Genomic DNA, 25572 nt, shown 5'->3' with positions numbered 1-25572 from the left:
GTGCGACAAACGGCACCGGTTCGCAACGCAATCGTGACGGGTTCTTCACTCCGTCTTTCCACAGGGCTCACCTTTCCCGGGGCGTCTCACTGGCATCGAGAATCTGCCCGCGCCAGGTGCTCCCAGCGGCGGACAGCAGGGTCACCGCGGCGGCCGCCGCGGCTTCCGGGCCTTGCGCAGCCGGGTCCTGGTCCACGGAATAGGCGCGGGCCCGAAGCGCCGTGCGCAGGGGGCCGGGGTACAGGCCGCTGACCCGGATGGGACTGCGGCGCAGTTCATCGTGCAGGCTGGCGATCAGGCCACGCAGGCCGTGCTGGGCCACGCCATACCCCCCCCAGTAGGCCTGTCCGACCCGTTCGGGAGCATCGACCGCGAACACCAGAGCGGCATCCTCGCGTTGCCGCAGCAGCGGCAGGCAGGCCTGGGCCAGCCAGGCCGGCGCGGTCAGGGTGACATGGACCGCACGGGCGAAACTGGCCGGGTCAGCCAGTTCAAACGGAGTCAGCCCGGGGAAATGCGCGGCGCAGACCAGCAGTCCATCCAGCCGCCCCAGCTCGCGCTGCAGGGCCTGGGCCAGTTCGGCATAGTCATCGGGACTGGCGCCTTCCAGGTCCAGCGGGTACAGAAGCGGTTCCGGACCGACCGCCTGGACCTGGGCATAGACCCGGTCCAGCCGGCGCGGCTTGCGTCCCAGCAGGACCACGGTGGCACCGGCTGCGGCTGCGGCGACCGCCGCGGCACTGCCCAGCCCTCCCCCGGCGCCGGCGACCAGTACGACGCGATCCTGCAACGGGCGGCCATCGATCGCCCCGTCAGTCGGTGACGTCGACGGCCAGGCACTCATCCCTGGGTCGCCTCTTCGACGATGCGCTTGAGCTCGCCGGATTCAAACAGTTCCATGACGATGTCGCAGCCGCCGATCAACTCACCGTTGATGAACAGCTGCGGGAAGGTCGGCAGATTGGAAAAGCGCGGCAGGTTGGCGCGGATCTCCGGCTCTTCGAGCACGTTGACAGTGCGCAGGGTGACGGCGCCGGCTGCCATCAACGCCTGCACGGCGCGACTGGAAAAGCCGCACATCGGGTATTGCGGGGTGCCCTTCATGAACAGCACGAGCGGGTAACGATCGACCTCGGCCTGGATTTGCTGCATTACCGCCACAACCACACTCCTTGCTTCGCCGGACAAACCGACCGTGATGGTCGGCTAGACTGCCCACGGTAGCCGCCATTGTAAGCGGATGGAACAGGCTACCGCCGTCCCCCTGGCCACGAACCTGTCCATGCCCGTCGAATTGCCTGCCCTGCCCTACCTCCCCGGCTCCCTGCAGCCCCACCTGTCCGCGCAGACCGTTGAGTTGCATCACGGCCGCCACCACCGCGCCTACGTTGACGCGGTCAACGCCGGCACTCTCGGCACCGAGTGGGAGGAGGCGTCACTGGAAGAGATCGTGCGCCATGCCCAGGGCACGCTGTTCGATGCGGCCGCCCAGGCCTGGAACCACGGCTTCTATTGGCAGTGCCTGCGCCCGCGCGGCGGCGGCGAGCCGCAGGGCCGGCTGGGCGAGCTGGTCAAGCGCCAGTTCGGTGATGCGCAGCGCCTGCGTGAGGAATTCAACCGCACCGCGCTGGGCCTGTTCGGCTCGGGCTGGGTGTGGCTGGTGCAGCACCCCGGTGGCCAGCTCGGCATCCAGGCCACCCGCAACGCCGGCACGCCACTGACCGGCGAAAGCACCCCGCTGCTGTGCTGCGATGTCTGGGAGCACGCCTACTACACCGATTACCAGAATGATCGCGCGCGTTACCTGGATGCCTTCTGGCAGATGGTCAACTGGGAATTCGCCGAAAGCCAGCTGCGCTGACCGCCTGTAGGGCCGAGCCCATGCTCGGCTGGCCGGACAGCAGCCGAGCATGGGCTCGGCCCTACAGATGAAGCTTCACGCGTTCTCGTGCGCAGCCACCGCGTCCATCACCCGCGCCGAGTACACCAGCGCCGCGCCGGCATTGAGCGACACCGCCACGCCCAGTGCTTCGGCGATTTCCTCGCGACTGGCGCCCTGCTTCAGCGCAGCGTCCACGTGCACGGTGATGCAGCCGTCGCAGCGGGTGGTCACCGCCACCGCCAATGCGATCAGCTCACGGGTCTTGGCATCCAGGTGGTTGGTCTGGGCACCGGCATTGGCCAGGGTGGCGTAGCCCTTGACCGTGTCCGGCGAGAGCTTGCCGATCTCGCCGATGCGGCCCGTCAGTTCCTTGCGGTAGGCATTCCAGTCAAGCATGGTCGTGACTCCTGTGAAAGGAGCTCCACGCTACCACCGGCAATGGTGCGCCGATGCCTGCACCGGCGCGCCACACCGTTGCAGGCATACAGGGTTGGGGGGGGGGGGGGGGGGGGCCGGCACGCCCGGGCTCAGCGGTTGCGCAGCGCGTGCACTGCCGGCGCCACCTGGGCCTGGCGGTCCAGCTCCAGGCCGACCTGGTCCAGCGCATCGGCCAATGCAGCGGCATCATCGTCGCGCAACGTGGCGTGGCCGACCTTGCGACCTTCGCGCGGCTCCTTGCCGTAATCGTGCCAATGGCCACTGGACTGACCCAGCACCGGCGCCGGATCGGGCATCGCGCCCAGCCAGTTCAGCATGCAGGCATGGCCGAGCATGCGGGTGCTGCCCAGTGGCAGGCCCAGCACGGCACGCAGGTGATTCTCGAACTGCGAGGTCTCGCTGCCTTCGATGGTCCAGTGCCCGGAGTTGTGCACGCGCGGTGCCATCTCGTTGGCCAGCAGTTCGCCGTCGCGACAGAACAGCTCCAGTGCGAACACGCCCACATACTGCAGGTGCTCGGCGACGCGGCGGGCATAGCCGATCGCTGCCTGCCGCTCGGCGTCGGACAGCACCGCTGGTGCCACGCTGGCCGACAGCACGCCGTCGACATGCCAGTTGCCGGTGACCGGCCAGGCTTCGAAGCTGCCATCGCGGCCACGCACGGCCACCACGCTGACCTCGCGTTGGAAGGCCACGAAGCCCTCCAGGATCAGTCCGGTGCGCTCCACCTGGGCACCGAGCGCATCCCATGCGGCGTCGATGTCGGCTTCGCTGCGCAGGCGGAACTGACCCTTGCCGTCGTAGCCGAGGCGGCGGGTCTTGAGGATGCACGGCAGGCCGAACTCAGCCGCCTTCGCCGCCAGCTCGTCGCGGTTACGGATGTCGGCGAAGGCCGGCAGCGGAATACCCAGCTGCTGGAACAGGGTCTTCTCGCTCAACCGGTCCTGGGCCACCGCCAGCGCGGCCGGCGGCGGATAGACCGGCACGCGGTCGGCCAGGAACTGTGCACTGTCGGCAGGTACGTTCTCGAAATCGAAGGTGACCACATCGACCTTGGCGGCGAAGTCCGCCAGGGCCTGGCGGTCATCGAAGGCGCCCACGGTGAGCGGCGCCAGCGGGCCGCTGCAGGCGTCGGCGGCCGGGTCGTACAGTTCGAAGCGAAGCCCCAGCGGCGCACCGGCCAGGACCATCATGCGGGCGAGCTGGCCGCCGCCCAGGATGCCGACGGTCAGGCTCATTGGCGCGGATCGTCGTGGGCCATCACGTCTTCGGTCTGGCGTGCACGGAAGGCATCGAGCGCCTGGCCGATCGCCGGCTGGTCGCTGGCCAGCATCGCCGCCGCGAACAGCGCGGCGTTGGAGGCGCCGGCGTTGCCGATGGCGAAGGTGGCGACCGGGATGCCGGCCGGCATCTGCACGATCGACAGCAGGGAATCCATGCCGTTGAGGGCCTTGGACTGCACCGGCACACCCAGCACCGGCACGGCGGTCTTGGCCGCGATCATGCCTGGCAGGTGCGCGGCCCCGCCGGCACCGGCGATGATCGCGCGCAGGCCACGCGGGCCCGCCTGCTCGGCGTAACTGAACAACACATCCGGCGTCCGATGCGCGGACACCACCTTCACTTCGAACGGAACACCCAGGGCTTCAAGCTTCTGGGCGGCGTGCTGCATGGTTTCCCAGTCGGAACGGGAACCCATGACGATGCCGACAAGCGGCGCGATCGGGTTGGGGGTCATTGGCCGTCACCTGCCTTAAAGACGTATTCTAGCCGTCTTCCACGCAAGACGAAGAACCATGGATCGCAAGCTGCTCGACCTGCTGGTGTCCCCGGACACCCGCCAGCCCCTGTCCCTGCTGGATGGCAAGGGCCTGGAAGCCCTCAACAAGGCCATTTCCGCCGGTACGTTGACCAAGGCCGATGGCAACCCGCTGGCGCAGCCGCTGCGCGAGGCGCTGGTCACCCGTGACCGCAAGCAGGTGTTCCGCGTCGACGACGGCATCCCGGTGCTGCTGGCCGAGGAAGCCATTCCGACCGCCCAGATCGCCGACTTCCCGACCGCATGAGCACGCTGCCGACGCCGGATGCGGCCGTTGTCGCCGCCGATGTCGCGCGCGCGCTGGCCGAGGACCTGGGCAGCGGTGACGTCACCGCCGCCCTGCTCCCCGACCAGGCCGACAGCGCCTACCTGCTGTGCAAGCAGGATGCGGTGATCGCCGGGCGCCCCTGGTTCGACGCCACCCATCGCGCGCTCGACCCTGACGTGCGCATTGAATGGCACATCGCCGAAGGCGATGCCGTCACCGCCGGCACCGTGCTGGCCCTGCTGCACGGGCGCAGCCGCAGCCTGGTCAGTGCCGAGCGCACGTCGCTGAACTTCCTGCAGACGCTGTCCGGCACCGCGACCACCACTGCCCGCTACGTGGCCGCGGTGGCCGGTACCGGTACCCGCATCCTCGACACCCGCAAGACCCTGCCCGGCCTGCGCCTGGCGCAGAAGTACGCGGTGCGCTGCGGCGGCGGCGAGAACCACCGCTTCGGCCTGTACGACACGGTGATGCTGAAGGAGAACCACATCCGTGCCGCCGGTTCGCTGGCCGCGGCGGTGGCCGCCGCACGCCGGCAGTGGCCTGCGCTGCCACTGGTGGTCGAGGTCGAAGACCTGGCACAGCTGCGCCAGGCGCTCGAAGCCGGTTGCGAACGCATCCTGCTGGATGACTTCAGTCCCGACCTGCGCCGCGAGGCGGTGCGCATCACGGCCGGGCGCATTCCGCTGGAAGTCTCCGGCAGCGTCGGCCTGGGCGGCCTGCGTTCGATCGCCGAGGATGGCGTCGATTGCATCTCCATCGGCGGGCTGACCAAGCATGTGCAGGCCATCGATCTGTCGTTGAAGCTGGGCCCGCCGCCGGCTTGAGGCCTACGCGACCTTGTGGAGCCGAGCGTAGGCTCGCCTCTACACGACCCGGGCGCCTTCACGGCTCGGCTACGCCAGCCTCTGCGACGCTGCGGGCATCCCCCACAGGAGCCGCGCATGCGCCGGATGCTCTTGCCTGCCTGTCTGCTGCTCGCGGCAGCCCCCTTGTCCGCCGCAGCCGCTGAAGCCTGCGATGTCCCTCCCCGCTTCGGCCTGAGCCCATTGGCGGTGGCCATCCGCAATACCGCCTGCAATGAACACCGGCTCTGGTTCCGGCCCTTCATCGATCGCGATGGCCGCGCGGCGAGTCTGAGTGTCACCGAGGCCGAGAACGAACACCTGGCCGACAACGGGCTGATTGCCTGGCAGCGCGTGGCCGGCTACTGGCGCAACAGCGGCACGCTCAACGCGATGGGCAGCATCGCCGGTGCCAGCAGCTGCGTGGCACCGCTGGGTACGCGCTACACCGACAGCGACTGCCGCGCCTTCCTGATCGACAATCCGTGGTCGGCCGCTTTCATTTCCTGGGTGATGGTGCAGGCCGGCGTTCCCGGCTTCAACACGTCGCCGCGCCACATCGACTACATCCGTGCCGCGTACCAGGGCGGCCCCTCGGGCGTGCCGTACCGGCTGGTCGACCCGGCCACGGCCAAGCCCGCACCGGGCGATCTGTTGTGCTTCCTGCGCGACCGCAGCACGACGCTCAGCTACAGCGGGCTGGTGCAGGCGCTGGGCAACGGTTCGGTGGGCCACTGGAAATCGCATTGCGAAGTGGTGGTGGCTGCCAACCTGGGGGGCGACCAGACCCTGTACCTGGTCGGTGGCAACGTGATGAACACCGTGGCAATGCGCCTGCTGCCGCTGGACCGTACCGGATTGATCAAGCTGCCCCCGGCACGCGAACGCAACAGCACCGGCATCGACCCCAGCTGCACGCCGGGCCGCGAGGACGAATGCAGCTTCAACCGCCAGGACTGGGCGGCCCTGCTGCAGTTGACCGCGACCGCGCCATTGGTGATGCCGTCACCCTCCGCAGCGCCGATGCAGGCCGTACCGGCCAACGCGCCCGCAGCACCGATGACGGGCCAGCCACCGCCGAGCCGGTGATACCCGTGCTTGATCCAGCGCGCGTTCGCCGCCATCTTTGCCGGATCGACCTCTGACGGCTGACGCCATGCCTACCCTGCTGCTGTTGCTGATTGCCGGCGGAATCATCTACTTCTTCTGGAACGCCGCACGCTCGGCCGCCGAGCGCGCGGTCGAGCTGGGACGCAATGCCTGCCGCGCCGCCGACGTGCAGTGGCTGGACCAGGCGGTGCACGCCACCGGCCTGCGACTGTCGCGTGGCGAGGATGGCCGGCTCGGTTTCGAGCGCACCTTCAAGTTCGAGTATTCCTACGATGGCATCGATCGCCACGTGGGCCGCATGGTGCTGCGTGGCGACCAGCTGATTTCGTTCACCGGCCCCGGTGCCGCGCGGATCAGCCAGATCCGGCCGGATGCGGAGGATGCCGAGGATGCCTAGGGTTTGAAGATGTGCCGGCCAACGGTCGGCACCCACCGCCAAACGGGCAAAGAAAAACGCCGCCCATCGGGCGGCGTCAGAATGGTTACTTGACCACGCGCAGGTTCGGGCGGCCCTTCGGTGGCGGACTGGCCGGCGGCGTGTCGTCCGGCGGCGTGCCTTCCTCGTGCAGCAGCTCATCGCTGGTCGGTGCGGTTTCGTTGCCCGGAATGTCATCCGGCAATGCCATGCCCTGCCCGGTCTCGCGGGCGTAGACCGCCAGCACGGCGCTGATCGGCACCTGCACCGGGTAGCTGGTTCCGGAGAAGCGGGCCGAGAAGCTCACCATTTCGTTGTCGATCATCAGCCGCACGACAGCACGTTCGGCGATGTTGAGCACGACCCGGCCATCCTTGACCGCCGAAGGCGGGACCTGCACGCCGGGGACGCCGGCGTCGACCAGGATGTGCGGGGTCAGCTGGTTGTCGTTGATCCATTCCACCAGCGCCCGCAGCAGGTACGGGCGGTGGCTGGTCATGTGGAAGAAGTCTTCGGTCATGCGTGAAGTGTACGCGCCCGGCGCCCCGCCGGGGCGGATCGTCTGCACGCCGGTCGGCCTGCAGACGGGTAACGCGGGGACGGATCAGACCGGCAGATCGCGCAGTTTCTTTTCCTGCTCGGTCAGGCTGCGGACAAATCCGGGATGGCGGAAGATGCGGTTGCCGTAGTCCTCGATCGCCTTGCCATCCTTCGGCAGCGGCACATCCAGCGACTGCAGGCGCCAGATGATCGGCGCCATCGCGCAGTCGGCCAGGCTCATTTCCGGATTGAGGAAGAATTTGCTGGCCTTGAACAGCGGCAGCGAGGCGGTCAGCAGTTCCTTCAGGCGCTTGCGCCCGGCCTCGGCCTGGGTCTTGTTGCCCAGCTGGATGGCCTGCACCTGCGGCACCCAGTCGTGCTCGATGCGCAGCATGGCCAGGCGGATGCGCGCACGCGACAGCGGGTCGACCGGCATCAGTGGCGGATGCGGGTAGCGCTCATCCAGGTATTCGCTGACCACCGATGCGGCGTACAGCACCAGCTCGCGTTCGACCAGGGTCGGCACCGAGTGGTACGGATTGAGGTCGATCAGGTCTTCAGGCGGGTTCTGCGGATCGACCGGAACGAAGTCGAAGGTGACGCCCTTGGCCGCCAGGACCAGGCGTACACGGTGGCACAGTACGTCGTCGTTCGAGGAAAACAGCGTCAGTGTATTGCGCATGCGTACGCTCGCCGCCATCAAAGGCTCTCCCACGACAGGAGACCGCCTGCCGCATCGGCGCCGCCGGCACCGTGCCAGCGGTCGACTCCTCCCCGAGTGTGCAACCGACCATCACAAAAGCCAATAGGCCCACGCGATGGCCGGCGCCAGAATCAGTGAACGTCCTTCCAGTATTCCTTCTTCAGCAGATACAGCAGGAAGGTCAGCAGGGCCAGGAACAGGATCACCCACACGCCCAGCTGCTGGCGCTTGAGTGCGGCCGGTTCGCCGGCGTATTCGAGGAAGTTGGTGATGTCCCGCACGGCCTGGTCGTACTGCCCGGCATCGACCGATCCCGGCGTTTCAATCTTCAGGCCGGTCACCGGCGGGTCCATGCCGGGCGCTTCCGCCTTGCCGTGCACCGCATGCTGCAGCCCCTGCATCTCCCACAGCGGGTTGGGCATGGAGGCGTTGGCGAACAGCGCGTTGTTCCAGCCCAGCGGGCGGCTGCTGTCCAGATAGAACGACTTGAGATAGGTGTAAACCCAGTCACTGCCCCGCACGCGCGAGATCAGGCTGAGATCGGGCGGCATCTTGCCGAACCACTTCTCCGCGTTTTCCTTGGGCATCGCCACCGGGATCGGGTCGCCGATCGCCGAGCCGGTGAAGTTGAGGTTGTTCATCACCTCTTCTTCGGTCAGGCCCAGGTCCTGCGCCATCCGCGAGTAGCGCAGGTACTTCAGCGCATGGCAGCCGGAGCAGTAGTTCATGTACAGCTGCGCACCCCGCTGCAGCGAGGCGCGGTCACCGAGGTCGTTGCCGGCCTGCAGCAGCGTGGTGCCGCCCTCGGCGGCGGAGGCCAGGAAACTGCCCAGCATCAGGGTGGCCGTCAGGGCCAGCCGGACCATCCAGCGCTCAGTCATGCGTGGTCACCCTCTCCGGTACCGGCTTGGTCTTGTCCAACCTTGTCCATAGCGGCATGGTGATGAAGAACGCGAAGTACAGGAAGGTCAGCACCCGCCCGATGTAGGTTTCATGCACGTCGGTGCCCGGGCCGGAGCCGATCACGCCCAGCCACACGAAGCACACCGCCAGCACGCCCAGCATCACCTTCGAGATCCAGCCGCGGTAGCGCACCGACTTTACCCTGGCCTTGTCCAGCCACGGCACCAGGAACAGGATCGCAATGGCCGAGAACATGACCAGCACGCCACCGAGCTTGTTCGGTACCACGCGCAACATCGCGTAGTACGGCGTGTAGTACCAGACCGGCTTGATGTGTTCGGGGGTCACCAGGCGGTTGGCCTCGGTGAAGTTGTCGTGTTCCAGGAACAGGCCGCCGAAGCCCGGTGCGAAGAAGATGATGAAGGCGGCGATGATCAGCAGGAAGCCGGCGCCGACACCATCCTTGAGCGTGTAGTACGGGTGGAACGGAATACCGTCGGCCGGCGCATTCGGCGACCAGCGGTTGCCCTTCGGTCCTTTCTTGATCTCCACGCCATCGGGGTTGTTCGACCCCACTTCGTGCAGCGCGCCCAGATGCAGCACCACCAGCAACAGCAGCACCAGCGGCAGTGCGATGACGTGCAATGCGAAGAAGCGGTTGAGCGTGGCGTCACTGGGCAGGTAGTCGCCCATGATCCATTCGGTCAGGCCGTTGCCGATCACCGGTATCGCGCCGAACAGCGAGATGATCACCTTGGCGCCCCAGAACGACATCTGGCCCCACGGCAGCACATAGCCCATGAAGGCTTCGGCCATCAGCACCAGGTAGATCAGCATGCCCAGGATCCACACCAGCTCGCGCGGCTTCTGGTAGCTGCCGTACAGCAGGCCACGGAACATGTGCAGGTAGACCACGATGAAGAACAGCGAGGCGCCGGTGGAGTGCATGTAGCGGATCAGCCAGCCCCACTCCACATCACGCATGATGTATTCGATGGAGCCGAACGCCTCCGCGGCGCTGGTCTTGTAGTGCATCGTCAGGAAGATGCCGGTGACGATCTGGTTGACCAGCACCAGCAGTGCCAGCGAGCCGAAGTAGTACCAGATGTTGAAGTTCTTCGGCGCGTAGTACTCGCTGACGTGCTTGCGATAGACCGGCATCAGGCCCGGCGCGCGGGCATTGACCCAGTCGGCGACGCCGCTGGCGGTACGGCTGAGGATATTGGCCATCAGGCAGCCCCCTGCGGATCGACACCGATGATGATGGTGTTGTCGTCCTGGTAGTGGTGCGCGGGCACCTTCAGGTTGATCGGCGCCGGCACATCCTTGAAGACGCGGCCGGACATGTCGAAGCGCGACTTGTGGCACGGGCAGAAGTAACCGCCCTTCCACTGCGGGTCATAGGGCTCGGGCCGGATCTCGGCGACCATTTCCGGCGAGCAGCCCAGGTGCGTGCACAGGCCGACCAGCACGGAGATGTCCGGCTTGATCGAGCGCAGCTCGGGGTTCTGCTTCAGCACGTAGTCCGGCTGCTGGTCCTTCTCGCCGGACTCGGGGTCCTTGAGGCGGCCATCCAGCCCGTGCAGTGCATCCAGGATCGCCTTGGACCGCTTGACGATCCAGATCGGCTGGCCACGCCACTCCACGATCAGGCGTTGGCCTTCCTGCAGGGCGCTGATGTCGGCCACGACCGGTGCACCGGCAAGCTTGGCACGGGCACTGGGATTCCAGGATTTGATGAAAGGAACGGCGGTGAATCCGACGCCGACGGCGCCAACCACAGCAGTGGTGGCAGAAAGAAAACGCCGACGTCCGGTGTTGACTGGATCGTGTACCCCATCGTTGGCCATCCGGCACTCCGATATTGATTAGGTAGCTTTAAGGCTGCCAGCGGATCCGGTGGGGGCCAGAGCCGCATTGAATCATGGGCGAGTGTAGCGGAACCGTCGCGCGCCACACAACGCATTGCAACAACATTGATTACGGGGTTGCCGGCCAGCGGCCTGCACTACCTTTCAAAGGAGTGCCGACCAACGGTCGGCACCTACTGGTGACTCAGGGCGGTGCGGTAACGCTCGGCCAGCTGCCCAACCCGGCGCACGTAGTACTGGGTCTCGCTGTAGGGCGGCACGCCACCGTGGCGGTCGACCGCGCCTTCGCCGGCGTTGTAGCCGGCCGCAGCCAGGGTCAGGTCGCCATTGAAGCGCTTCAGCAACCACGCAAGATACTGCACGCCACCACGGATGTTCTGCGCGGCATCGTAGGAATCGCTGACCCCGAAGCGGGCCGCGGTCGGCGGCATCAGCTGCATCAGGCCCTGCGCGCCGGCGCGGCTGAGCGCGGTCGGGTTGTAGGCCGACTCGGCGTGGATGATGGCGCGCACCACGGCTTCTTCGACGCCGAACTCGCGTGCGGCCGAGGTGATCTCGGTCTGGAACGCGGTGGTGTTCAAGCGCACCGAACCGAAGTCCACGCGTGGGTTGACGCCACAGGCATAACAGCGCTCCATGAAACTGTAGCGGATGGTACGCACCGGGCCGAGGTTGGCGACCTGGGTCGGCCGCGCACTGGTGTAGTGGCGCACCCCATCCTTCATGAAGGAATAGACCTGGCCGCTGACCATCCGCCCGGCCCGCGAGGCCGTCGGTGCCGCGGCAGGCGCGGGTGCAGCAGGCGTCGGCGCGACCGCAGCGGGCGCAGCAGCGCTGGCCGCCATAGCGACCGGATTGCGTTCGATGCTGGCCACCGAGGTCGGCGCAGGCTTCGGTGCGGCCACCACGGGGCGCGGTGCCGGGCGGGTATCGCGGCTGTAGCTGATGCTGCTGCAGCGCGCGCCGGCCACTCGCTTGCTCACGTAGCTGGTGACCCCGTCGGCGCCCTGGCACTTGTACAGGGTGCCGGCGCTGGCCGGCGCAGCGGTCAGCGCAGCGATGATGATCGCCGTTGTCCCCAGTATCCCCTTCATGCCGCGAGTGTCCCAGCTTCGCCGGGGCTTGCCAAGCGACGCGGCTCAGCCTGTGACCGGCGGCACAGCCAGCACCTGGCCCAATCCGGCCAAACGCTGTGCCAGCTCATCGCGCAGGCCCGGCGGTGTGGTCCACAACGCCACCGGCACCCGGTCCAGGCTGAGGATCTGCGCCAGCATCATGCCGCCGCTCTCGGCGCCCATGCGCAACAGGCAATGGTCGGCGCCATCAGCCTCCAGCACGCCACACCACGGCGGGATGCGCCCTTCCAGCTCGGTGCGGCTGCCGGCCAGGCGGACGATGGCCTGCAGCGCGAAGGGCGCCTGGCTGACCGCCTGCCGCACCATCACGTCCGGGGGCGCGGGCGTGCGTCGATGCATGCCCGGCCCGGCGCATTCGCGCACCGCGCCCATCCGGTCCACGCGCAGGGTGCGCCAGTCCTGCCGGCCCAGATCCCAGGCCAGCAGGTACCAGCGCCGCCCATAGTTGACCAGGTGCTGCGCCTCGACCTCGCGCTGGGTCACCGCCTCCCGCGCACTGCGGTACTCGAAGGCCAGCCGTGACGCCTGCCGGCAATGCTGGGCCAGCCGTCCCAGCAGGCGTGCGTCGGTGGAGGGAAGGTCGGACAGGGTGGCCGTCGCCGCATGCACCTCGCCGGCCTGCTGGCGGCGACGGGTCGGCACCAGCGGGTCGAGCTTGGACAACAGGCCCCGGGCGGTGTCGTCGATGCCAGCGACGGTCGCGGACGCGGCCCGCAGCGCGATCGCCAGGGTGGTCGCCTCTTCCTCGTCCAGCAGCATCGGCAGTACCGGTGCCCCGGCCCCCAGCTGATAGCCGCCACCGACCCCCGACGAGGCCCGGACCGGATAGCCCAGTTCGCGCAGCCGCTCGATATCACGCCGGATGCTGCGCCGGTCCACGCCCATGCGCTCGGCCAGCTCAGCCCCGGACCACTGGCGGCGGGCCTGCAGCAGGGCGATCAGGCGCAGCAGTCGATGGGCGGTATGGCGCATGAAGAATCGAGGACAGAAGTCGTCCGCAATGGTGCCCCAGGATGGCTTCCAGTTCACCACCCACCGCAAGGAGCAATGCCATGACCTCACGCCAGATCACCCTTTACCACGCCGCCCGATCCCGCTCGAGCGGCGCCGTGGCCCTGCTCGAAGCGCTGGGTGCCGACTACCGCATGCAGGTGCTGGACCTGAAGGCCGGCGCCAACCTGGCCCCGGCCTATCTGGCCATCAACCCGATGGGCAAGGTGCCGGCCATCGTCCACAACGGCGCGCTGGTGACCGAACAGGTGGCCATTTATCTGTACCTGGCCGACCTGTATCCGGAAGCCGGGCTGGCGCCGCCGATCGGCGATGCCCTGCGCGGGCCCTACCTGCGCTGGATGGCCTTCTACGGTGCCTGTTTGGAGCCGGCGATGATCGACAAGGCGATGCACCGCGAGCCGCCGCCGCGCATGATGTCGCCGTACAACGACGCCGAGACCGTGCTGCAGGTGGTCGAGGCCCAGCTGGCACAGGGTCGCTACCTGCTCGGCGAGACGATGAGTGCCGCCGACGTGCTGTGGGGCAATGCGCTGGCCTGGACCACGGCCTTCGGTCTGGTGCAGCCTGCGCCGGCCACGGCTGATTACATCGCACGGATGAGCGCGATGACCGCCTTCGACCGTTCGCGGCAGATCGATGCGGAGCTGGCGGCGGCATAAGCAGCGCCGGCTGGCTTTCCTTGTAGAGCCGAGCCCACGCTCGGCTGGCTTCAGTAGAGCCAGGCCATGCCAGGCTGCCCCATGGGAAGCGGGAAGAGCAGCCGAGCGTGGGCTCGGCTCTACAAGGGCGCGGCGGCTGGCGCGGGATGCGGGTAGAATTGCCCGCTTTCCCGCCACCCGAATGGATTAAGCGCCATGACCGGGACGCCAGACGTCTTTCCGCCCGCCACCCCGGGCGGTACCCCGCTCGTTGCCCTGCCCGCTGGTCCGCGCAAGCCCGACCAGGTCAAGGGCAAGCTGTACATCAAGACCCACGGTTGCCAGATGAACGAGTACGACTCGGCCAAGATGGCTGACGTGCTTGCCGCCAGCGATGGCCTGGAACTGACCGACAGCCCGGACGACGCCGACGTCATCCTGGTCAACACCTGCTCCATCCGCGAGAAGGCGCAGGAGAAGGTGTTCAGCCAACTCGGCGTGTGGAAGGGCCTGAAGAACAAGGGCCGCGAGGTCATCATCGGCGTGGGCGGCTGCGTTGCCTCGCAGGAAGGCGAAGCGATCATCAAGCGCGCCCCGTTCGTGGACCTTGTGTTCGGCCCGCAGACCCTGCATCGCCTGCCGGAACTGATCCGCGCGCGGCGCGAGCAGAAGCGCCCGCAGGTGGACATCAGCTTCCCCGAGATCGAGAAGTTCGACCGCCTGCCCGAGCCACGCGCCGAAGGTGCCTCGGCGTTCGTGTCGATCATGGAAGGCTGTTCCAAGTACTGCTCGTTCTGCGTGGTGCCCTACACCCGCGGCACCGAAGTCAGCCGCCCGTTCGAGGACGTGGTGGTGGAAGTGGCGCAGCTCGCCGCGCAGGGCGTGCGCGAGATCAACCTGCTCGGCCAGAACGTCAACGCCTATCGCGGCCCATATGGAGACGGTGAGTTTGCCGACCTCGGCCTGCTGATCCGCACCATCGCCGAGATCGATGGGGTCGGCCGCATCCGCTTCACCACCTCGCACCCGCTCGAGTTCAGCGATTCGCTGATCGACGCGTTCCGCGACGTTCCGCAGCTGGCCAACTTCCTGCACCTGCCGGTGCAGGCCGGCAGCGACCGCGTGCTGTCGGCGATGAAGCGCGGCTACACCGCGCTGGAATTCAAGTCGAAGATCCGCAAGCTGCGCGCGGTGCGCCCGGACATTTCCATCAGCTCGGACTTCATCGTCGGCTTCCCCGGCGAGACCGATGCCGACTTCGAGAAGACCATGAAGCTGATCGAGGACATCGGCTTCGACCACAGTTTCTCCTTCATCTATTCGCGTCGACCGGGTACACCGGCGGCCGATCTGGAGGACACGATCAGCGATGCCGAGAAGCACGCTCGCCTGTCGCGCCTGCAGGAGCGCATCAATGCGCACGCCGCCAGCATCTCGCAGAAGATGGTCGGTACCGTGCAGACCGTGCTGGTGGAAGGGCCGTCGCGCAAGAACCCGAACGAACTGACCGGCAAGACCGAGAACATGCGGTCGGTGAATTTCCCGGCGCCTGCGCGGTTGATCGGCCAGTTCGTGGATGTGCTGATCACCGAAGCGCTTACCAACTCGCTGCGTGGGCGCGTGGTGGCGGAATAAGGCTAGGGTGTGCCGACCAACGGTCGGCACCCACCGGAAATGATGCCGGCCAGCGGCCGGCACTACCGAATGACAGGCCTCAATCCAGGCGCTTGCGGAAACGCAGGATCGTCAGGGTCATCATCACCACGATGAAGGCCAGCAGCGCCAGTGCGTCGTGCCACAGCTCCCATAGCGAGGCGCCGCGCAGCATGATGCCGCGCACCAGGCGCAGGAAGTGGGTCAACGGCAGCACTTCGGCCAGCCACTGCACCGGCCGCGGCATGCCGGCGAACGGGAACATGAAGCCCGACAGCAGGATCGACGGCAGGAACAGGAACAGGGTCATCTGCATCGCCTGGAACTGCGAACGCGCGCGCGTGGAGATCAGCAGGCCCAGCGCCAGGTTGGCCAGCACCAGCAGCACTGCGGCCAGGTAGATGTCGAGCAGGCTGCCGCGGATCGGCACCTGGAACAGCCAGGTGCCCAGCACCAGCACCAGCGTGGTCTGCAGCATACCGATCGCTGCATAGGGCAGCACCTTGCCGACCATCAGTTCGCTGCGTGATACCGGCGTGGCGATCAGCAGTTCCATGTTGCCGCGCTCGCGTTCGCGCACCACCGCCACCGCCGTGAACATCACCAGGGTCATGGTCAGGATCACCCCGATCAGGCCGGGCACGATGTTCACCGCCGAGCGCCGTTGCGGGTTGTAGAAACTGGTCACGCTGACCTGGCCACCGGCAATGCTGCCTTCGCGCAGCGGCCGCGTATTGCTGGTCGGGCGCGTATCCAGTGGCACCTGCGCCAGCTGGATCGCCGCACTCTGCACCACGGTGTCGCTGCCATCGACCAGCACCTGTACCGCTTCGCGTCCATCGAAGCGGCGACGCTCGAAGTCCGCCGGCACCACGATGCCGACGCTGATCTCGCCGCGGCGCAGCGCCTGCATCAGCTGGTCCGGCGTGTAGGCCTCGCTGCGTGGCGTGATCACGCCGGTGGCGACCATGTCCTGCACCAGCGCGCGTGAGGCGGCGCTGTTGGCCTGGTCGGCGATACCCGCATCGAGGTGGCGCAGGTTGAGGTTGATCGCATACCCGAACAGCAGCAGCTGCATCACCGGAATGCCGACGATCATCGCCAGCGTGATGCGGTCGCGGCGCAGCTGCCGCAGCTCCTTGAGCATGATCGCCCACAGCCTGCGCAGGTTCATGCCGCTGGCTCCCTGCCACGGCCACGGGTGGCGGCCACGAACACGTCCTCCAGGTTCGGCGCCACGATTTCGATATGCGCTTGCGGGTCGGCGCTGGCCAGCGCGCGCCGCAGCGCCGCGACATCCGCTGCGCCTTCGTTGCACAGCACGCGCAGATGGGTGCCGATCTGCGCCACGCTCAGCACGCCGGGCAGCTCGGCCAGCACGCGGCTGGCCTGGCGTGGCTGCGATGACGTGACCTGCAGCGTTCGTCCTTGCAGCCGAGAGCAAAGCTCGGCCGGCGTGCCGTCGGCCACCAGTGCGCCGCGATCAAGGATCGCCAGGCGATGGCAGCGCTCGGCTTCGTCCATGTAATGGGTCGACACCAGCACCGTGGTTCCCGCGTCGGCCAGTTCAAACAGGGCCTCCCAGAAATCGCGGCGCGACTCGGGATCGACCGCGCTGGTCGGCTCGTCCAGGAACAGCAGTTCGGGCGAATGCACCACGGCGCCGGCCAGGGCCAGGCGCTGCTTCTGCCCGCCGCTGAGCGTACCGGCCAGCTGCGGCTGCCGGTCCTGCAACCGGTACTGCTGCAGCAGCGCATCGACCCGTTGCCGGGCCTGGTTGCGCGGCAGGTCCTGGATGGCGGCGAGGAATTCCAGGTTCTCGCGTACCGACAGGTCTTCGTACAGCGAGAAGCGCTGGGTCATGTAGCCGATGCGCCGGCGCAGTGCTTCGGCCTGCTCGGGAACCGCCAGGCCCAGCACCTCGATCTGCCCCGCACTGGGTTCCAGCAGGCCGCACAGCATGCGGATGGTGGTCGACTTGCCTGACCCGTTCGGGCCCAGGAAGCCGTACACCTGCCCGCGCGGGACGGTCAGGTCGACCTTGTCCACGGCCAGCAGTTCACCGAAGCGGCGGGTCAGGCCCTGCGCATGCACCGCGATGTCCGCACCGGTGTTCAGAAGCGCACCTGCACCGGCAGTCCGGCCGGAAGCTTCTGCATGTCGCTGGCTGCATCCACGTCGATCTCGGCGAGGTAGCTCAGGCGCTCGACGTCATCGCCGGTCAGTGCGTAGTACGGGGTGAATGAAGGCTCGCTGCGGATCGCGCGCACATGGCCCTTCAGTACGGTGCTTCCTCCCTCCAGCTGTATCTGCGCCGGCTGACCGACCTTGACCTGCAGGCGCAGCGGCTGCGGCAGGTAGACGCGCGCATAGGGGCGCTCGCCGACCAGCATCACCGCCAGCGGCGCCCCGATCGGTGCCTGGTCACCCTGCCGGTAGGGCAAGGCATCGATCACGCCATCGCGCGGTGCGCGCAGCTGCAGCTTCTGCAGGTTGACGCCCTGCACCACCTGCTGCGCCTGTGCGGCGTCGGCGGCCGCCTGGCCCTGGGCGATGTCCTGCGCGCGACTGCCGTGCACCCGTTCCAGCCAGGCCTGCTCGGCGGCACGCACGCTGGCCGCGGCATTGCCGGCGGCCGCTCGTGCACGGTCCAGCTCGGCGGCGGCGATCAGGCGCTGGCGTGCCAATGGTTGCACCCGACGATAGTAGGCAGTGGCCTCAGCAGACTGCGCGCGCAACGCGGCCAGTTGTGCCTGGGCCTGTGCGATCTGTTCCTGGCGCGGGCCAAGCTTCAGCTCTTCCAGCTGGGCCTGCGCGCGCGCCGTGTCGGCCTGCGCCGCCGCGAACTGCGCGTCGCCGCGGGCGGGGTCGAGCTGCATCAGCACGGCCCCGGCCTTGACCCGCTGGCCCTCGCGCACCTCCACCGTGGCGATCACCTCGGCCGCCGGCGCCGGCACCGTGATCCGGTCCCACTCCAGCGTGCCCAGCGCCGTTGGCGTTGACTGCCCACAGCCCGCCAGCAGGCCGATGCCCACCAGCCCGAGTCCACGCATCCCGTTGCCGATGCCCATGCCATTCCCTCCTGCGACGGCGACACGGTGCCACCTGCCCCGTGCACCCTCAATGATTCCGATCAGCCCTGACGGTTTTTTCGCCACGCGCGGACAGGCCTTTTGCTGCAAGGTTCCTCGCCACCTATCCACAGCTTGATTCAGCATCATTCCACAGCCGGTGTGGAGAACCGGACGGGGGCAGCCGTACTGGGTGCCTGGCAGCGGAAGATGCGCTGCCGTCACAGGCGCCGGCCGACCGTGACGGTTTTTTCACCACCACCTCATCCGCCTTGTGGCACAAGCACTGCGAAGGCCTATCCACAGCTTTTCGCGCCCCCCGTCCACACCGGGTGTGGAAAACCGCGTATCGGCCCGCCGCTGGCCGCATGCCCGGTACGCGCGTAACCTTGTCACCCCGAGTCCATCGCGGTGGACGGCGACCCCGCCCCACCCCAAGCAATGAAAAGCATCGATCATCGAGACTTCACCCTGTCGCCGGAAGACAACGAGCGACTGGCCAACCTGTGCGGCCCCTTCGATGGGCACCTGCGCCAGATCGAGCTGAAGCTCGGCGTGGAGATCGCCAATCGTGGCTTCGTGTTCCGCATCAGCGGGCCCAACGAAGCCATCGTGGAGGCGCAGAAGCTGGTTGAAGCGCTGTACGCCGAAGCCGGCGAAACCACCTTCGACAACCACGCCATCCACCTGCGCCTGGCGCAGGCCAACGTCGAGCAGATCGCCGAGCGCTCCTACGAAGCGCAGGACGTGGCGATCAAGGTCAAGCGTGGCACGGTACGCGGCCGCGGCGCCAACCAGGGCCGCTACCTGCACCAGATCGCCACGCATGACATCAACTTCGGCATCGGCCCGGCGGGAACCGGCAAGACCTTCCTGGCCGTGGCCAGCGCGGTCGAAGCACTGAACGAGTCGCGGGTGCAGCGCCTGATCCTGGTGCGCCCGGCGGTGGAAGCCGGCGAGAAGCTGGGCTTCCTGCCCGGCGACCTGAGCCAGAAGGTCGACCCCTATCTGCGACCGCTGTACGACGCCCTGTACGAGATGATGGGCGTGGAAAAGGTGGTCAAGCTGCTGGAGAAGAACGTCATCGAGATCGCGCCGCTGGCCTACATGCGCGGCCGCACGCTCAACGATGCGTTCGTGATCCTGGACGAGGCGCAGAACACCACCATCGAGCAGATGAAGATGTTCCTGACCCGCCTGGGCTACGGCTCCACCGCGGTGGTCACCGGTGACCTGACCCAGACCGACCTGCCCAAGCACGTGAAGTCCGGCCTGCGCGACGCCATCGATGTGCTGCGCGAGGTCGAGGGCGTCAGCTTCACCTTCTTCGAATCCCGCGACGTGGTCCGGCATCCGCTGGTGGCGCGCATCGTCAGCGCCTACGACCGCCGCGACCTGCATCAGATCCAGCCTGGAGCGACGCCATGACCCGTGGTCCCGTGCGACTGGACGTCGCCGTCAGTTATGCCCTGCCGCGTACCGGGCTGCCGGCGGCAGTGAGCTTCCGCAAGTGGGTGGCCGCTGCGTTGAAGGGCCGCATCCGCGAGGCCGACCTGGCCATCCGCGTGGTCGATGCCAAGGAAGGCCAGTCGCTGAACCGCCATTACCGTGGCAAGGACTACGCCACCAACGTGCTCAGCTTCCCGGCCGAAGTGCCCGAAGGTCTGCCCAAGGGCGTCAAGTTCCCGCTGCTGGGTGACCTGGTGATCTGCGCACCGGTGGTGGCGCGTGAAGCCGACGAACAGGGCAAGGCGCTCAATGCCCACTACGCGCACCTGACCGTGCACGGCGTGCTGCACCTGCTTGGCTGGGACCACGAGGACGACAAGGAGGCCGAGGCGATGGAACAGCTGGAGCGCGAGATCCTGGCCGAGCTGGGCATTGACGACCCGTACGCGGGCGAGCGCTAAGGCCTATACAGCCGCGCCTACGCTCGGCTCCAACGCATCGCCCCCCGCAAACCTGACCGAAATGCAGCCGAGCATGGGCTCGGCTCTACAACGGGAATTTCTTTGTGCTGCTGCGTATTGCCCTGCCCCTGCTGCTCGTCGCGTCCGCCCCGGCCGCTGCCTTGGATCTGCCGGCGCTGATCGAATGCCGCCAGGGCGTGGCCGAGCAGACAGCGCTGGCGCCGCTGCTGGCCGACCCGCTGAAGGCCGTGGCCCGGGGCCTGCAGCCGCTGCCGCAGGGCAACCAGTTCATGAGCGAGTACCGGCTGGCCAGCCCGATCACCGTCTTCGGCCAACAGACCGAGCGGGTAGCGGTGGCCGGCGCCAGCATCATGGCCGTCCTCGACCAGGCCGACCCTCGGCCTCTGGCCAAGCGGCTGGCGCTGGAGACCGGCTACGACCAGAACGGCAAGTTCATGGCCGGCCGCGAGCTGGTCAGCCGCGACGTTACCGACCCGCAGAGCGGCGAGGCCCAGATCGAGTCGATCATCCTCAGCGTCTCCACCGTGGCCTCCCATCCGGGGAAAACGCTGGCCGGCTGTACCTACAGCCTGGACCTGCCTGAAGAAGAAGCCCCTGCCCGGCCTGAACTGGCCCCGCCGCCGATCACCGGACCGGGCAGCGACGGTCACTGACAGGCCGCCACATCCTGCTAGACTTGGGCCAACGCCCGGCCTGCCGGGTGCCTTTTTTCCAGAGATGTCAGAAGACGACAGTAGTAGCTCCCCTGCGGAGCACAGTGAAAAGAAGCGCGGTTGGCTTGAACGCCTGACCTCGGCCTTCTCCGGCGAACCCCACACCCGCGACGAGCTGGTCGCTGTCCTGCACACCGCGCAGGAAGAGGGTCTGATCGCCGCCGATACCCTGAAGATGATGGAAGGCGCCATTTCGGTGGCCGAGCTGACCGTGGGCGACGTGATGATCTCGCGCTCGCAGATGGTCTCGCTGCCGGTCGAAGCGCCCTTCCTGGAACTGATGAAGCAGGTGGTCGAATCGGGCCATTCGCGCTTCCCGGTGCACGGCGAGAACAAGGACGACATCCTTGGCATCCTGCTGGCCAAGGACCTGCTGCGCGGCGTGGTCGCCGACAACGGCCCGGCCAACGTGCGCGAGCTGCTGCGCCCGGCGGTGCTGATCCCGGAGGCGAAGAAGCTGAACGTGCTGCTGAAGGAGTTCCGCCTGTCGCGCAACCACATGGCCATCGTGGTCGACGAGTACGGCGGTGTCGCCGGCCTGGTCACCATCGAGGACGTGCTGGAGCAGATCGTCGGCGAGATCGACGACGAGCACGACGAGGCCGAGGATCCGTCCGCGCAGATCGCCATCCAGTCCGACGGCCAGTACGTGGTCGACGCGCTGACCCCGATCGGCGACTTCAACGAGCGCTTCGGCGCGACGTTCTCCGACGAGGACTACGACACCATCGGTGGCTTGGTCACCGAGGCCGTGGGCCATCTGCCGGAAGTCGGCGATGAGCTGGCGCTGGACCGCTTCATGTTCCGCGTGGCCCGCGCCGATGCGCGCCGGGTGCAGGCCTTCCACGTGACCGTGCTGCCGCCGGACGCGCAGGACGACGCTTGAAGCGCCGCGGTCTGATCCTGACGGCGTGGCTGGCACTGTGTGTGCTGGCCATGACCATGGCCCTGCCACTGGCCGCCTTCGCGCAGCCGGCGGCAGCCGTGCCCGCACCTGCCACCGCCAACGCCGAGGCCCCGGTCCCGCGTATCGGCGTGGTGACCATGCAGCCGGGCACCGTGTTCTTCGAACGCTTCGGGCATGATGCCATCGTGGTGATCGATCCGCTCAGCGGCCAAGCGACCTCATACAACTTCGGCTACTTCGATCCGTCCGAGGACGATTTCATCAGCCGCTTCGTGCGCGGCGACATGATGTATTACCTGGTGGCGCTACCGCTGCAGCAGGACCTGTCGTACTACGACGAGACCGGCCGCGGTGCCAGCGTGCAGTGGCTGGACCTGCGCCCCGACCAGGCGCGTGCCCTGGCCGCTGACCTGGCCGAGCGGGCCAAGCCGGAAAACGCGCGCTACCACTACGACTACTACACCGCCAACTGCGCCACGATGGTACGCGACACGGTGGACAAGGCGCTGGGCGGTGGCCTGCAGTCGCAGTTGTCGGGGCGTTCGCGCGGCAACACCTACCGCAGCGAGTCGGTGCGCTTGGCCTCGCCCGCCCCGTGGATGTGGCTGGGCTTCGATGTCGGCCTGGGGCCGTTTGCCGACCAGCCGCTGTCGCGCTGGCAGGAAGCGTTCGTGCCGATGCGCCTGGCCGATGCGCTGCGCCAGGCACGCAACAGTGATGGCCGGCCGCTGGTGCAGTCCGAACAGGAACTGCTGCCACACCGCATCGATCCGGAGCCGAAGGAATTCGCGCGTCGCTGGTGGCCGTGGCTGCTGCTTGGTCTGGCCGTGGCCGGCGGCGTGCTGGTGCTGCGCAACCGCCCGCGCCTGCTGGCCGGGCTGGCCCTGCCGTTCTGGCTGCTGTGCGCCATCGCCGGCAGCCTGCTGGTGTTCCTGTGGGGCTTCAGCATCCACTACGCCGCCTGGGCCAACCGCAACCTGCTGCTGCTTTCGCCGGTGGCCGTGCTGCTGCTGCCCGGAGCAATCAGCCTGCTGCGCCGGCGCGTGCCGGGCCGCATGTTCAGGGTCGTGCTGTGGCTGCTGGCAGTGCAGGCCGTGGCGGCGCTGGTGCTGCACTGGCTGAGCCTGCAGGCGCAGTACAACGTGCAGTGGATCGTGCTGCTGCTGCCCGTCCACGTCGCGCTGGCGTGGGTACTGGGGCGCCATCCTCACTTGTCCGAAACACGGCGCTGACGCACGATGGCGGGCATGTCATTGCCCGCCTCCGCTTCCGCCCCGGCTTCAGCCAACCCCGCCTGCGTCATCAACTGCGTCCACTACGATGACGAGGGCAAACGCCACGACATCACCCTGGACGCCATCAGCGATGTCATTGCCAGTGGCAATGGCTTTGTCTGGGTTGGCCTGTACGACCCCAACGACGATGTGCTGCTGAAACTGCAGGAGGAGTTCTGCCTGCACGACCTGGCCATCGAGGATGCGCGCAACGCCCACCAGCGGCCCAAGGTCGAGACCTACGGCAATTCAATGTTCGTGGTGGTGACCACCGCGCAGATGGTCGACGAGCGCATCCAGTATGGCGAAACCCATGCCTTCCTCGGCCCGCGCTTCCTGGTAACGGTGCGCCACGGCGCCTCGCTGTCCTACGCGCCGGTACGTGCTCGGGTCGAGCGTGAGCCGCAGCTGCTGAAGATGGGCCCGTCGTACTGCCTGTACGCGGTGACCGACTTCGTGGTCGACAATTACCTGCCGATCGTGCACCGCTTCCGCGACACCCTGGACCTGCTGGAAAAGGACATCTTCGCCGAGAACTACAAGCGCAGCACCGTGGTGCGCCTGTACGAGCTCAAGCGCGAACTGAACAAGATGCGGATGGCGGTGGCGCCGCTGCAGGATGTGCTGGCCCAGCTGCGCCGCTACCAGGGCGAGCTGGTTCCGGACGAAGTGAAGCTGTACATCCGTGACGTGCACGACCACGCGGTACGCATCAGTGATGTGATCGACACCCTGCGCGAGATGCTGGGCACCGCGCTCAGCGTGAACCTGTCGCTGGTGACGCTGGCGCAGGGCGAGACGGTCAAGCGCCTCGGTGCGTGGGCCGCGCTGCTGGCGGCACCGACGCTGATCACCAGCTGGTACGGGATGAACTTCAGCCACATGCCGGAGCTGAGCCAACCGTGGGCCTACCCACTGATGATCGTTGGTGTGGGCGGCGTCTGCGTGGGCCTGTACCGGTTGTTCAAGCGCGCGAAGTGGTTGTGACCCGCTGGTGGTAGTGCCGGCCGCTGGCCGGCAAGCAGGGCAACGCCGGCCGCTGGCCGCCCCCCCCCTTCGACATCAAGCCACGTAAACGGTCTTGATGTTCATGAACTCATGGATGCCGTGGTCGGCCAGTTCCCGGCCAAAGCCAGATTGCTTGCTGCCGCCGAACGGCAGTCGCGCATCGCTTTTGACGATGGCATTGACGAAGGCCGCACCGCATTCCATGCGTTGCGCGAAGGCTTCGCCGCGCACCGGATCGCGCGTCCACACGCTGCCGCCGAGGCCGAAGCGGGTGTCGTTGGCCACGCGCAGTGCCTCGCTCTCATCAGCGACCCGGATCACCGCAGCCACCGGACCGAACAGTTCCTCGTCGTAGGCCGGCATGCCCGGGCCGACCTGGTCGAGCACCGTGGCCGGATAGCCGGCATGGGTGCCGGCAATCGGCTCGCCGCCTATCAGCACACGCGCCCCCTTGGCCACGCTGGCCTGTACCTGCTCGTGCAGTTCATCGCGCAGATCGGCACGGGCCATCGGCGCCAGCGTGGTGCCCCGCTCATCGGGGTCGCCGTACTGGCGCTCGGCCGCAGCTTCAACGAAGCGACGGGTGAATTCATCGGCTACCGCCTCGACCACGATGAACCGCTTGGCCGCGATGCAGGTCTGCCCGCTGTTGTCGAAGCGCGACTTCACCGCTGCCGCAACCGTCTTGTCGAGGTCGGCATCGTCGAGCACCACGAAGGCATCGCTGCCACCCAGCTCCATCACCGACTTCTTCAACTGGCTGCCGGCGTTGGAGGCGATCGAGCGCCCTGCCCGCTCGCTGCCGGTCAGCGTCACCGCCTTCACCCGTGCGTCGCGCAGCACGTCGGCGGCCTGGTCGTTGTCGATGTGCAGCACGTCGAACACGCCGTCCGGCAGGCCGCCATCACGGCACACCGCCAGGATCAGGTCGGCACACTGCGGCACGTTGCTGGCGTGCTTGAGCAGGGCCACGTTGCCGGCCATGAACGCCGGTGCGAGGAAGCGGAACACCTGCCAGATCGGAAAATTCCACGGCATCACCGCGAACACGCAGCCGATCGGCTCGTAGCGCACATAGCTGCGCTGCGCTTCGGTGTCGATCAGCTGCGGCTTGAGATAGTCGGCCGCATGGTCGGCGTAGTACTCGCAGGCCGCCGCGCACTTGTCGACCTCGGCCAGCGCTTCGACCTTGAGCTTGCCCATCTCGTGGGTCATCGCCTGCTGCAGGTCGTCGCGGCGCGTGCGCAGCTGCGCCGCGATCTGGCGCAGGATCGCGCCGCGTTCCTGCAGCGAACGCTCGGCCCAGCCGGGGAACGCATCGGCGGCGGCCTGCAGGCGCTGCTCGATGTCGGCAGCGCCCATCAGTACATGGCGGTAGGTCACCTGGCCGGTGGCCGGGTCGACGATCTCGACGGTCATGGGGGATCTCCATC

At 67.5% G+C, this 25572-nt stretch carries 29 protein-coding genes; 13 read left to right on the top strand and 16 right to left on the bottom strand.

What is annotated here, in order from left to right:
• Positions 1–67: 67 nt before the first annotated feature.
• Entirely contained in the window at positions 68–844 is a 777-nt protein-coding gene (locus tag ROV93_RS02195; RefSeq protein WP_072166747.1) for an SDR family NAD(P)-dependent oxidoreductase, read from the bottom strand.
• Positions 841–1161: a Grx4 family monothiol glutaredoxin gene (gene grxD, locus ROV93_RS02190; RefSeq protein ID WP_005415957.1), complete on the bottom strand. Its 321-nt coding sequence runs from the start codon at positions 1159–1161 to the stop codon at positions 841–843. The genes ROV93_RS02195 and grxD overlap by 4 nt, the downstream gene beginning before the upstream one ends.
• A gap of 121 nt (positions 1162–1282) precedes the next feature.
• Here grxD and ROV93_RS02185 point away from each other — a divergent pair, with 121 nt between their 5' ends.
• Positions 1283–1861: a superoxide dismutase gene (locus ROV93_RS02185; protein ID WP_032954072.1), complete on the top strand. Its 579-nt coding sequence runs from the start codon at positions 1283–1285 to the stop codon at positions 1859–1861.
• A gap of 75 nt (positions 1862–1936) precedes the next feature.
• Here ROV93_RS02185 and ROV93_RS02180 read toward each other — a convergent pair whose 3' ends face one another.
• The 3 genes from ROV93_RS02180 to purE form a co-directional block, all read right to left on the bottom strand.
• Positions 1937–2278 (bottom strand): carboxymuconolactone decarboxylase family protein, encoded by a 342-nt coding sequence (locus tag ROV93_RS02180; RefSeq protein WP_072166748.1) that lies wholly within the window; start codon positions 2276–2278, stop codon positions 1937–1939.
• A gap of 131 nt (positions 2279–2409) precedes the next feature.
• Complete coding sequence (locus ROV93_RS02175) at positions 2410–3558, bottom strand: 5-(carboxyamino)imidazole ribonucleotide synthase (protein WP_072166749.1); 1149 nt, start codon at positions 3556–3558, stop codon at positions 2410–2412.
• Positions 3555–4058 carry a 5-(carboxyamino)imidazole ribonucleotide mutase gene (gene purE / locus ROV93_RS02170; protein ID WP_005412808.1) on the bottom strand — a complete coding sequence of 168 codons (504 nt, stop codon included), beginning with the start codon at positions 4056–4058 and terminating at the stop codon, positions 3555–3557. Before purE ends, ROV93_RS02175 begins: the two co-directional genes overlap by 4 nt.
• Before the next feature lie 58 nt (positions 4059–4116).
• Here purE and ROV93_RS02165 point away from each other — a divergent pair, with 58 nt between their 5' ends.
• The 4 genes from ROV93_RS02165 to ROV93_RS02150 all read left to right on the top strand — a co-directional run bounded on the left by ROV93_RS02165 (position 4117) and on the right by ROV93_RS02150 (position 6759).
• Positions 4117–4386 carry a Trm112 family protein gene (locus tag ROV93_RS02165; RefSeq protein WP_072166750.1) on the top strand — a complete coding sequence of 90 codons (270 nt, stop codon included), beginning with the start codon at positions 4117–4119 and terminating at the stop codon, positions 4384–4386.
• Complete coding sequence (nadC, locus tag ROV93_RS02160; RefSeq protein ID WP_005415952.1) at positions 4383–5234, top strand: carboxylating nicotinate-nucleotide diphosphorylase; 852 nt, start codon at positions 4383–4385, stop codon at positions 5232–5234. The genes ROV93_RS02165 and nadC overlap by 4 nt, the downstream gene beginning before the upstream one ends.
• Positions 5235–5351: 117 nt before the next feature.
• Positions 5352–6341: a DUF2272 domain-containing protein gene (locus ROV93_RS02155; protein WP_072166751.1), complete on the top strand. Its 990-nt coding sequence runs from the start codon at positions 5352–5354 to the stop codon at positions 6339–6341.
• 67 nt (positions 6342–6408) lie between these two features.
• Positions 6409–6759: a DUF3301 domain-containing protein gene (locus ROV93_RS02150; protein WP_072166752.1), complete on the top strand. Its 351-nt coding sequence runs from the start codon at positions 6409–6411 to the stop codon at positions 6757–6759.
• A gap of 85 nt (positions 6760–6844) precedes the next feature.
• Here ROV93_RS02150 and ROV93_RS02145 read toward each other — a convergent pair whose 3' ends face one another.
• The 7 genes from ROV93_RS02145 to ROV93_RS02115 form a co-directional block, all read right to left on the bottom strand.
• Positions 6845–7297: a ClpXP protease specificity-enhancing factor gene (locus ROV93_RS02145; protein ID WP_005412806.1), complete on the bottom strand. Its 453-nt coding sequence runs from the start codon at positions 7295–7297 to the stop codon at positions 6845–6847.
• Positions 7298–7381: 84 nt separating this feature from the next.
• On the bottom strand, positions 7382–8017 hold the full coding sequence (locus ROV93_RS02140) for a glutathione S-transferase N-terminal domain-containing protein (protein WP_005415948.1): 636 nt from the start codon (positions 8015–8017) through the stop codon (positions 7382–7384).
• Positions 8018–8151: 134 nt separating this feature from the next.
• Positions 8152–8901, bottom strand: coding sequence for a cytochrome c1 (locus tag ROV93_RS02135; protein ID WP_072166753.1), 750 nt, complete (start codon positions 8899–8901; stop codon positions 8152–8154).
• Positions 8894–10153 (bottom strand): cytochrome bc complex cytochrome b subunit, encoded by a 1260-nt coding sequence (locus ROV93_RS02130; RefSeq protein WP_005408840.1) that lies wholly within the window; start codon positions 10151–10153, stop codon positions 8894–8896. Before ROV93_RS02130 ends, ROV93_RS02135 begins: the two co-directional genes overlap by 8 nt.
• Positions 10153–10773 (bottom strand): ubiquinol-cytochrome c reductase iron-sulfur subunit, encoded by a 621-nt coding sequence (petA, locus tag ROV93_RS02125; RefSeq protein ID WP_004151998.1) that lies wholly within the window; start codon positions 10771–10773, stop codon positions 10153–10155. Before petA ends, ROV93_RS02130 begins: the two co-directional genes overlap by 1 nt.
• 194 nt (positions 10774–10967) lie before the next feature.
• Positions 10968–11888, bottom strand: coding sequence for a lytic transglycosylase domain-containing protein (locus tag ROV93_RS02120; RefSeq protein WP_072166754.1), 921 nt, complete (start codon positions 11886–11888; stop codon positions 10968–10970).
• Positions 11889–11933: 45 nt separating this feature from the next.
• Positions 11934–12902 carry a WYL domain-containing protein gene (locus tag ROV93_RS02115; RefSeq protein ID WP_312538507.1) on the bottom strand — a complete coding sequence of 323 codons (969 nt, stop codon included), beginning with the start codon at positions 12900–12902 and terminating at the stop codon, positions 11934–11936.
• 80 nt (positions 12903–12982) lie between these two features.
• Between ROV93_RS02115 and ROV93_RS02110 the strand changes: the two genes are divergently transcribed.
• Complete coding sequence (locus ROV93_RS02110; protein WP_072166756.1) at positions 12983–13603, top strand: glutathione S-transferase; 621 nt, start codon at positions 12983–12985, stop codon at positions 13601–13603.
• Between the two features lie 195 nt (positions 13604–13798).
• Positions 13799–15217: a tRNA (N6-isopentenyl adenosine(37)-C2)-methylthiotransferase MiaB gene (gene miaB, locus ROV93_RS02105; protein WP_072166757.1), complete on the top strand. Its 1419-nt coding sequence runs from the start codon at positions 13799–13801 to the stop codon at positions 15215–15217.
• Positions 15218–15296: 79 nt separating this feature from the next.
• On the opposite strand, the gene ROV93_RS02100 is transcribed toward miaB, so the two are convergent.
• From ROV93_RS02100 to ROV93_RS02090, 3 genes are read right to left on the bottom strand one after another with little or no spacing between them, the layout of a single operon-like run.
• Positions 15297–16409, bottom strand: a complete 1113-nt coding sequence (locus ROV93_RS02100; protein ID WP_072166758.1) for an ABC transporter permease — start codon at positions 16407–16409, stop codon at positions 15297–15299.
• A complete protein-coding gene (locus ROV93_RS02095; protein ID WP_065177389.1) occupies positions 16406–17329 on the bottom strand; it encodes an ABC transporter ATP-binding protein in 924 nt (307 codons plus the stop codon). Before ROV93_RS02095 ends, ROV93_RS02100 begins: the two co-directional genes overlap by 4 nt.
• A 20-nt stretch (positions 17330–17349) precedes the next feature.
• Positions 17350–18306 (bottom strand): HlyD family efflux transporter periplasmic adaptor subunit, encoded by a 957-nt coding sequence (locus ROV93_RS02090; protein WP_072166759.1) that lies wholly within the window; start codon positions 18304–18306, stop codon positions 17350–17352.
• 441 nt (positions 18307–18747) lie between these two features.
• Here ROV93_RS02090 and ROV93_RS02085 point away from each other — a divergent pair, with 441 nt between their 5' ends.
• From ROV93_RS02085 to ROV93_RS02060, 6 genes are all read left to right on the top strand, one after another.
• Positions 18748–19734 carry a PhoH family protein gene (locus tag ROV93_RS02085; RefSeq protein ID WP_005415936.1) on the top strand — a complete coding sequence of 329 codons (987 nt, stop codon included), beginning with the start codon at positions 18748–18750 and terminating at the stop codon, positions 19732–19734.
• Complete coding sequence (ybeY, locus tag ROV93_RS02080) at positions 19731–20216, top strand: rRNA maturation RNase YbeY (protein WP_072166760.1); 486 nt, start codon at positions 19731–19733, stop codon at positions 20214–20216. The genes ROV93_RS02085 and ybeY overlap by 4 nt, the downstream gene beginning before the upstream one ends.
• Before the next feature lie 104 nt (positions 20217–20320).
• Complete coding sequence (locus ROV93_RS02075; RefSeq protein WP_072166761.1) at positions 20321–20890, top strand: hypothetical protein; 570 nt, start codon at positions 20321–20323, stop codon at positions 20888–20890.
• A gap of 64 nt (positions 20891–20954) precedes the next feature.
• A complete protein-coding gene (locus ROV93_RS02070; RefSeq protein ID WP_005408827.1) occupies positions 20955–21836 on the top strand; it encodes a transporter associated domain-containing protein in 882 nt (293 codons plus the stop codon).
• Positions 21833–23089 carry a DUF4105 domain-containing protein gene (locus tag ROV93_RS02065; RefSeq protein ID WP_072166762.1) on the top strand — a complete coding sequence of 419 codons (1257 nt, stop codon included), beginning with the start codon at positions 21833–21835 and terminating at the stop codon, positions 23087–23089. Before ROV93_RS02070 ends, ROV93_RS02065 begins: the two co-directional genes overlap by 4 nt.
• Before the next feature lie 6 nt (positions 23090–23095).
• Positions 23096–24118, top strand: a complete 1023-nt coding sequence (locus tag ROV93_RS02060; protein ID WP_065195776.1) for a magnesium and cobalt transport protein CorA — start codon at positions 23096–23098, stop codon at positions 24116–24118.
• 75 nt (positions 24119–24193) lie between these two features.
• Here ROV93_RS02060 and ROV93_RS02055 read toward each other — a convergent pair whose 3' ends face one another.
• Positions 24194–25558 (bottom strand): NAD-dependent succinate-semialdehyde dehydrogenase, encoded by a 1365-nt coding sequence (locus ROV93_RS02055; protein WP_072166763.1) that lies wholly within the window; start codon positions 25556–25558, stop codon positions 24194–24196.
• Positions 25559–25572: the final 14 nt, after the last annotated feature.

The organism is Stenotrophomonas maltophilia group sp. msm4 (assembly GCF_032025605.1).
GTDB lineage: Bacteria > Pseudomonadota > Gammaproteobacteria > Xanthomonadales > Xanthomonadaceae > Stenotrophomonas > Stenotrophomonas sepilia.
The sequence above is the reverse complement of the archived record's forward strand: the minus strand, read 5'-3'. Positions and strand labels throughout refer to the sequence as shown.